Source organism: Cuniculiplasma thermophilum, from assembly GCF_052315355.1.
In the GTDB taxonomy this organism is placed as follows: domain Archaea; phylum Thermoplasmatota; class Thermoplasmata; order Thermoplasmatales; family Thermoplasmataceae; genus Cuniculiplasma.
In genome coordinates, this window is the sequence record NZ_JBLSDF010000058.1 from 1 (window position 1) to 5,875 (window position 5,875).

At 42.1% G+C, this 5,875-nt stretch carries 10 protein-coding genes; 1 reads left to right on the forward strand and 9 read right to left on the reverse strand.

Going from position 1 to position 5,875, the window contains the following annotated elements; all coding sequences use genetic code 11:
* A partial coding sequence (locus tag ACNF42_RS08280) for a hypothetical protein (RefSeq protein WP_443340296.1) occupies positions 1-189 on the forward strand: 189 nt, incomplete at its 5' end.
* 248 nt (positions 190-437) lie between these two features.
* Here ACNF42_RS08280 and ACNF42_RS08285 read toward each other — a convergent pair.
* The 9 genes from ACNF42_RS08285 to ACNF42_RS08325 form a co-directional block, all read right to left on the reverse strand.
* On the reverse strand, positions 438-686 hold the full coding sequence (locus ACNF42_RS08285) for a hypothetical protein (protein WP_443340297.1): 249 nt from the start codon (positions 684-686) through the stop codon (positions 438-440).
* A gap of 211 nt (positions 687-897) precedes the next feature.
* Positions 898-1,872 (reverse strand): hypothetical protein, encoded by a 975-nt coding sequence (locus ACNF42_RS08290; RefSeq protein WP_443340298.1) that lies wholly within the window; start codon positions 1,870-1,872, stop codon positions 898-900.
* Complete coding sequence (locus ACNF42_RS08295; protein ID WP_443340299.1) at positions 1,869-2,228, reverse strand: hypothetical protein; 360 nt, start codon at positions 2,226-2,228, stop codon at positions 1,869-1,871. Before ACNF42_RS08295 ends, ACNF42_RS08290 begins: the two co-directional genes overlap by 4 nt.
* On the reverse strand, positions 2,225-2,476 hold the full coding sequence (locus tag ACNF42_RS08300) for a hypothetical protein (protein ID WP_443340300.1): 252 nt from the start codon (positions 2,474-2,476) through the stop codon (positions 2,225-2,227). The genes ACNF42_RS08295 and ACNF42_RS08300 overlap by 4 nt, the downstream gene beginning before the upstream one ends.
* The gene (locus tag ACNF42_RS08305; protein WP_443340301.1) at positions 2,473-3,309 is read right to left on the reverse strand and encodes a hypothetical protein; all 837 of its coding nucleotides are present in this window, start codon (positions 3,307-3,309) and stop codon (positions 2,473-2,475) included. Before ACNF42_RS08305 ends, ACNF42_RS08300 begins: the two co-directional genes overlap by 4 nt.
* Positions 3,306-4,190 carry a hypothetical protein gene (locus ACNF42_RS08310; RefSeq protein WP_443340302.1) on the reverse strand — a complete coding sequence of 295 codons (885 nt, stop codon included), beginning with the start codon at positions 4,188-4,190 and terminating at the stop codon, positions 3,306-3,308. The genes ACNF42_RS08305 and ACNF42_RS08310 overlap by 4 nt, the downstream gene beginning before the upstream one ends.
* Positions 4,177-4,506 carry a hypothetical protein gene (locus tag ACNF42_RS08315; protein ID WP_443340303.1) on the reverse strand — a complete coding sequence of 110 codons (330 nt, stop codon included), beginning with the start codon at positions 4,504-4,506 and terminating at the stop codon, positions 4,177-4,179. The genes ACNF42_RS08310 and ACNF42_RS08315 overlap by 14 nt, the downstream gene beginning before the upstream one ends.
* On the reverse strand, positions 4,482-5,504 hold the full coding sequence (locus ACNF42_RS08320; protein WP_443340304.1) for a hypothetical protein: 1,023 nt from the start codon (positions 5,502-5,504) through the stop codon (positions 4,482-4,484). Before ACNF42_RS08320 ends, ACNF42_RS08315 begins: the two co-directional genes overlap by 25 nt.
* A complete protein-coding gene (locus ACNF42_RS08325) occupies positions 5,501-5,719 on the reverse strand; it encodes a hypothetical protein (RefSeq protein WP_443340305.1) in 219 nt (72 codons plus the stop codon). Before ACNF42_RS08325 ends, ACNF42_RS08320 begins: the two co-directional genes overlap by 4 nt.
* Between the last annotated feature and the right edge of the window lie 156 nt (positions 5,720-5,875).

The following is a 5,875-nucleotide window of genomic DNA, read 5'->3' on the forward strand; positions in this document are numbered from 1 at the left end:
GACCATTTGAGATACCAGAAAGATTCAGGAAACAGGAATAGAACGAAGAGGAAATACATGAAACAGCTATGGATCAGCGGTAGCTATGAATCCATGTACATTAAATTTCATGTAAGAAAACTTATTATAGGATGCTCTTTCCTTGATCAGCAAGAGTATATAAATAAATCATTCAATCTGAAACCATGACATGACAAAATATACATTTTGACATGTCAACGTTGATTTGAAATTTGACTTGAATAAAAACGAATTAACTGAAAACTGTGTAATTTAAATAGGTTTAGATAAAGTTGAATGCGCCAAAAGCGTATGCCAATAAGAGTGCACCGCTTAGCATCATTATATATGAAAGAATAAGAGTTGACTTACTCTTTTGAGTTTTTGTATGAGACTGATCCATGAATATGGAATGCGCCAATAAATATAAATTTTGTCTACTCTTCCTCATGGAGGTATAGAGCCACACCACCGCTGATTAGGGCAACACCTATCCATGTAACCCCCGCAATTAACCTCGTAAATCCAAAAATATCTATTAACCCACTAGCAGCAGGTATTGAAAATACCTCGAATGCGGCTAGGAGGCTCAGAAGCGATACACCACCAAGAACATGCTTTAGCCGAAGGTGAAAGGAATCAGCCACCCTCCTAAATTTGCTTTGTTTCTTAATCTTCTTTGTCATTTCTGTCCACCTCTCTATTCAATTCTTTGTAGGCCATATCAAACAATTTTTCAACTCCGGTATATAAGGCGGCACGAACTTCGGCCGGGAAGGCTTTGTTGAATCATGCTTATATAATAATAGGAAAGCAACATCACTATCTCAGATTTTCACGATTCTGTCCTTGATTTCATTGCATTTCAATATATCTGATACTCTTCTGATATCAGATTTATATCCTATCTGTTTTAGTGTTCACATACCCATCACAGTTCGGGCACCTTGTCTGCTTCGCACCTCCGGTGTATTCCCATCCATATCCACAGTGCCTGCACCTTAATTCTACACCCTTCTCTTCGTCTTCCTCTATCTCTGCAATGTAGATCCTGTGATTGCAGTTTGGGCACTGTGCTACCTTCCTGAATCCTGTGTAGTCCCATTCGTATCCACATTCATCGCACTGCAGATGGATAGCAGGGTTACCGTTTTTCATCAGAAGCTTGCCGCCATCCAGAAGTTCCAGTTCCTCCTGGAATTCCCTAAACCTGGATTCCATGTAATCCTTCTTTTTGGCCTCATACTTCTCCCTTAGGTCATCACTTGGAAGTCTAAACTTCACCAGTTTGACGGTAATCTCCGATATTCCCCTGTGGATGCGTGGGAACTTAGCCAGCGGGTGCTCAGGATCCCATGTGTTACGGGAAAGAAGTTTCATTTTCATGAGCCCCTGCACATCTGTTGCTTCAAACCGGATGTGGACCAGTTTTCGAGACTGACGTTCGATAAATGTTTCATCGGGAACGGTTATGAACGTCAGTATCTGCTTGTACCTGAATCCTTGGGTGAGCATGCCGAATACACGGGCACTCATCTCCTGCCACAATCGTGCATTTATCCCCAAACCTGCATCATCAAACACTATGACCGAACCTGCGGGAATGCCAGAATTTACAAGCGCAAGGAAATCCTGGACAGTGAAAACAATCCTATCCACTGAAAAATTAGGATCCACTCTCTCTGCGAGCCTTATTGCAGACATTGATTTTCCGGATCCCGTATCGCCGATGAACAGTGCTATGAGATTACGGTTTTTCCTTATACGATTCCTGATCCACTGCAATAACCAGACGCTGTTATCTTTAGCATCTTCTTTTTTCTTATTTTTAATTCCATCGTCCTTATTTTCATTACCTATCTCTTCTGTCATATTCCTTCCTCACCTCCCTCTGTGTATGTATAATTCATTGGAATGAGTAAACCAAGTCTTGCAAAGAGCCTTGATAGTGATCCCATCCATGAAAAAAGTATGTCATAGCTTTCAGAGACGTATCTCTCTGAAGGATACATTCGAGACGCTTCCACCAATTGATTCCTGGCAATCTTGAATTCTCTCAAATATTCATCGTCAAAATAGGATGACATCAGCTCGTGTAAAGCCTTGATCTTCTGTCCCCACAAATATACGTTTCCGAGATTGTGTGGGGATTCCCCTGGAAATTCAGCCACTTTAATCAGGAGATCATAAATAATCCTCATCCCATCCGGTGATTCATTTTCGGTCATTCTGGCTTCCTCCTTTTCCTCATAATCACCATCACCGGACAAGCGGGTCCATCTATGGCATTGTTTTTATCCTTCTTGCTTTCCTCTTCAAAGAGAGACGAGAGAGGCGGCGGGAGGATACCCTCATCCTCTTCCTGAAAGTTCCTGTATTGTGAAGAAAGATATGGACTATCCTCAATTGATATGCCCATCAGTTTCAACCTTCTGAACGCATTCTCCCTTTCCCAGTCCTTCACGATATTCCTCATTTTTCTACCTCCTCTGCTTCCTTTTTCCTTTTTTCAGCAAGGGCTCTAAGGAAGGTTGGGTTTTGCAGTAATTCCTCAACCTGAGCTTGATATACCTCAGCCTGTTCCTCATCAAGATCCTGTTTCTTGATAATGTCATAGGCATTGTCTCTGAATGCGCTTTCGATGTGGTTGATCATTTCTTTAGTCTGCCTGGTACCCTCAACAATAGCTTCAACCTTGTTCGTTTGCTTCAGTTTCGCAACCTCCAAAAGGGCATTCTGCAACATTTCGGTAAGATCATCAATGACACTTGCAAACATCATGTACTTCGCCCTGTTGTAGTGTGCCCATGCGATTTCAACATAGTACGGAATTGATGTGCCAGGCACATATTTTACGTCTGTGCACCAGTAAGTGATTCTTCCGTTGATCTTCCCCTGTTCTAAGGTGAGACCTGTCTTCTTCTCAACTAAGGACCAGATCTCTTCAGATACGAATATGCGATCCCAATCCATCGCTCCGTCCTGAGGAACCATTAGGAACGTACCTGATCTTGTTCTCAGGCTTCTTGCATACATGGATAATGCGGGAACAAATATCACAATAGACGCAACGGTATAAAGCAGACCTACAATTCTATACTCAATATAGCTCAGCAGGATCCCTGTCATCATCTGGGGGATCAGGCTCCTTATTAGGCTCCTTCTCGAAGTGAAATTTTTTAGGGATTCAATATTCCCGTTCTCATTGATTATTTTCTTTAGTTCCCCCTTAACGTCATCGTGAAATCCCGATTCGAAGTTTTTTTCTCTGTGCCTTTCAATCCATCCTCTGCCCTGTCTATCCTTCATATAAAGAAAGCCTCCCTTTTCTCTTTCTCTATCACATATTTTCGACCAGAGAACATAGCAACGGCGACTCCGAAAATTGCAGCAACAAAACCCTTGGCAATAGCGATCTCATACTGAGAATAAGTATACAAAGCAGCCGGAGGCTTGGGACCGTAGTACTTCTCAATAGGAACGGTCGAGATCAGCTCGTTTGGAAAATTATATGTCCTTCCACCAAGGATAATCTGAACTGTCACGACTGACCCGCTCACATTAAAGGTGACATTCTTATTTCCAAGGACAAGACCAGATCTAATCATCTTTCTCCCTAAATAAATTGAAAAATTCAACTTCTGGGTTGAGTGAAATGAAGCAGTCCAGGTTGGATACATAAGATCACCGGATACGTTCGATTCGGCTGCAAGGATCTGATTCTGACCATGCAGCTCTGACGTGACATACACCGATTGTATAATCTGGTCATTCAGAGGGCCTGAGAGAATGTCGTCGAAGGTGTAGTTTATGCCCTGGAAATTAAGGACTGCCGATGTCCTGTTTCCTATGTCTTCATTCCAGGTGTACGATATGAGGATACTGTTCACTGACACACCTGTTTCAGCTACCGAATTGTTGACTATGAGACTGAAACTTCCGGATCCAAAGAGGTATATCTGCCAGTATGGGAATACAGATATGCCTGAGGAATTCACGGGAACAAAGAGATATTGATTTCCATTCACACAGGATGAATATACCTGGACATGGGGAGATACATGGGAAGCAGTTGATGTAAATTCCAAGACCTCTTCTTGTGGTGCTTGAGCTGAAGGTATCCCTGATAAGAGAATGAGCACAATGAACGCAGCTGAAATGGAAATGGTTATAGCTTTACTCTTTTGCAAGATTATTCCTCCTTTTTGCCATCTTCTCCTCCCTTTGGAGAACTTTTGAGATTATTCTTCTCTTTATAGAATCTATTCTATCACTCATCTTCTTCCTGACTTTGGAATTCGAAGCAGCCATCCCGAATATCATGGAAGATACGGTGCCGTTGGATGTTGAGGGACTGGAGAAGAATGTGTGGATCATCTTCCATATCCCTCCCCAAGTAATTCCAAGTTTTGTCAAGACATAAAGCCCGACAATCAGTACAATTAGTGCAATTGCAGCGTCAGTGATCTTTCCCATTTGAATCACTCCATCCTCGGTGCTATCCATGCCTTATATCCGACTGGCTCGCCCCTATTATCTGCACCAGTGAATCCTATTTCCATAGGATAGTCTGCTTTCACCTTGATCAGAAAATCACTTATTCCTCTGGGATTTTTCTTTCTGGACTTTCCTAGCATTGTGTCTATTACAGAGGCCATATATTCAGAGGATATTGAACATCTGATTCCTTCAGGCACTGGACCATCATAGTGGTAAATGACGTCTTCGTTTGTTCCTCTTATATTAGGATCCATTGCAATTACGTCCATTCCATTGTTCTTCTCTCCAGACTTGAACAAGAATACATTTTCTTTCTTTGAATACTGGTTTACTGATGAAATAAAGTCTTTGAGTCTGTCACTGGGAATGACCAGTACTGCTGAGTTTGCACCATAATCAAGACTAGGGATTCTCAACCTCGACGCTTTTGTATCATATCCATCAGATGGCTGGATCGAAATGGATCCATCGTCTCTTTTTTGAATAACATATGAACCATTTGGGAGAGTTGTAAAGAATCTCTCTCTTATCATTGCCACTGTACTTTTATCAATGGCCAAAAGCTCGCCCTTGCCATCATCAACCCTTATTATCGCATCTCCGTCCTCAAACCATTTCCTGTATTCCTTATTGGGTATGTTCAAACCGCCTTTGTCATTGAGAATACCCAACGAATCAAGAATCAATCTGGATTTCTCCTCCTTGACGACTAAGTCCTTGTTATTTTTAATCTGCATTGGAATATTCTCATTGTCCTGACTTACTTCTGATTTTGTTGTTGCAATAACGGGAGCGGTCTGAGTAGGCTCTGGTAAATCAGAAATAAACGGTGCGTAAAGATCAAGCCGCTTGTTTGTTTCTATCAGCCTGGCCCTCTTTCCCTGCGATCTTAATTTCTGGACATCCTCATATGCAAGCGTTCTGCTTATCCCGTATGGTTTTCTCTTCTGTATCGGATATACCTTCTTGTCCTTTCCTTTTCCTTTAGTCCTGAATTCGGTCATTCTTTCACCCCCGATACGAATTTTATGTCCTGAACTATCTTTGATTTAAGGGCCGGCTTGTTGTAATCCAAACGGTAGAGCTCTGCCAGTTTCCTCAGAGTCTCCTTCCTTCCATATCTGTCTATGGCTTTCCTCAATGCTACCTTCTTCTTCGAATCCTGTTCATTGACATGATAGCCCAGCTCGGTCAAGGATCCGGGATGTCTTATTCCCACTCCGGTCAAATCTTCGATCTTGTATATTATTTTTAACCAGACATGAGATCATGTTTGGCCAGGGATACGCGTTATCGATCTTGAGGATAACTCCTCGTGAAAGAGCATGCGTCTCCCTTCTTTCATTCTTTACCCGTATGGGATGTTGCAGTAAAA

What these genes read in the sequence shown, in the direction of transcription:
- ACNF42_RS08285 (WP_443340297.1), bottom strand. Translation starts at nt 686, where the DNA reads ATGACAAAGAAGATTAAGAAACAAAGCAAATTTAGGAGGGTGGCTGAT.
- ACNF42_RS08290 (WP_443340298.1), bottom strand. Translation starts at nt 1,872, where the DNA reads ATGACAGAAGAGATAGGTAATGAAAATAAGGACGATGGAATTAAAAAT.
- ACNF42_RS08295 (WP_443340299.1), bottom strand. Translation starts at nt 2,228, where the DNA reads ATGACCGAAAATGAATCACCGGATGGGATGAGGATTATTTATGATCTC.
- ACNF42_RS08300 (WP_443340300.1), bottom strand. Translation starts at nt 2,476, where the DNA reads ATGAGGAATATCGTGAAGGACTGGGAAAGGGAGAATGCGTTCAGAAGG.
- ACNF42_RS08305 (WP_443340301.1), bottom strand. Translation starts at nt 3,309, where the DNA reads ATGAAGGATAGACAGGGCAGAGGATGGATTGAAAGGCACAGAGAAAAA.
- ACNF42_RS08315 (WP_443340303.1), bottom strand. Translation starts at nt 4,506, where the DNA reads ATGGATAGCACCGAGGATGGAGTGATTCAAATGGGAAAGATCACTGAC.
- ACNF42_RS08320 (WP_443340304.1), bottom strand. Translation starts at nt 5,504, where the DNA reads ATGACCGAATTCAGGACTAAAGGAAAAGGAAAGGACAAGAAGGTATAT.